Here is a 1,332-nt window from a genome sequence, read left to right on the forward strand (position 1 = left end):
TAAACGCTTTTATTTTTGCATTGAAAGATTCTGCCGAAGCGTTGGTGCTTCTGTTGTCAAAATAGTTCAATATGGTTTGATAATGATTCATGATTGTGCGAGAGATTGTGCCAAAAGACTTAAACCCGGATTGATTTACTTTTTCGTGCCATTTGGCTAGTTTAGCAAAGCCTATGATTTTATCTTTTGTGTTCTCGAAGATATTTCGAAGCTCCTGAGTTAGACTATATCCTTTTTGAATATGAGGATATAATTCAAATAGTAATGTAGCACGTTCTGTTTGATTTTGAGTCCATTTCGATTTGGTTTTGTACAAGAAATAGCGGCTTCTGGCTAGTAATTGTTTAAGGGTATCTCCATTTGAAAGTATTATAGCTTCGAAATTTACTTTTAACTTTTTGGCTTTTTCAATAGCATCATTTTCCTGATCGATGGCTTCCCAACGATGCTTAATCCTGATTTCCTGTAAAGCCTCTGATGCTAATTTTTGAACGTGGAATCGGTCTGTAACGCGAGTAGCATTAGGAAAACATCTTTTAGCAATTAATCCCATATTACCAGCCATATCCAGAGTGATTTCCTTGACTACATTTCGCTGTTTAAGAGCGATTTTTTCAATAACACCAATAACTGTTTCTGCTTTAGTTCCTGCAATCATTGCTATTATCGTGCCTTTTCTACCTTTACCGGATTTGTTGGTTAAAATAGTATAGAGTTCACCATTGGAGAGAGAGGTTTCATCTATGGATAAACGCTTTCCAATATTTTGTGGGAAGAGAAGCCACTTTTTAGCGTGTGATATTTGATCCCAAACTTTGAAATCACTTAAGAAATCTTTGTATTGACATTGCAAGTTTCTACCCGAAACCCCATAAAAAGAAGCAATGGTATTACAATCATTTGGACTGGAATCTATTGATCTCTTTTAAAAAAGACGCAAACTCCTGTGTCACACGAGTTCCGTCTGCTACTAAATTCCAATCTCTGAAAACGATCTTTCCACTATCTTCATTTAGCCATCTTCTGCGGGTTATATGAAGATATACCTGATGTCCACGGATAGGGAAATCCTGAACTGTTATCTCTTCGAAGAATCCTTTTGAACTTAACTTTGACTCTCTGTATTCTTTTGGTGTCGAATTAATCTCTTTTAAGTACAAGTGAAGTATTTCATCTCCCTTTTTATAAGAAGTAAGTTCAAAATAGTCTACTATTATCTCAGGCAATAACAACTTAAGGATGTCGATAAAAGAATCTTGCATTTATATATAATTTCAAAATACAAATATCTAATTTTTAATATTTCCCCACAACAATATGTCTTGATCCTTT

At 34.6% G+C, this 1,332-nt stretch carries 2 protein-coding genes; both read right to left on the bottom strand.

The features are described 5' to 3' along the window. Positions 1–853, bottom strand: an 853-nt coding sequence (locus tag ACHRV5_RS22320) for a transposase (RefSeq protein WP_395428328.1), incomplete at its 3' end; no start/stop codon positions are given. 43 nt (positions 854–896) lie between these two features. Next, a complete protein-coding gene (locus ACHRV5_RS22325) occupies positions 897–1,262 on the bottom strand; it encodes a transposase (RefSeq protein WP_230003532.1) in 366 nt (121 codons plus the stop codon). Positions 1,263–1,332 lie beyond the last annotated feature (70 nt).

This window comes from Flavobacterium sp. FlaQc-52 (assembly GCF_044007495.1).
Taxonomy (GTDB): domain Bacteria; phylum Bacteroidota; class Bacteroidia; order Flavobacteriales; family Flavobacteriaceae; genus Flavobacterium; species Flavobacterium cupriresistens.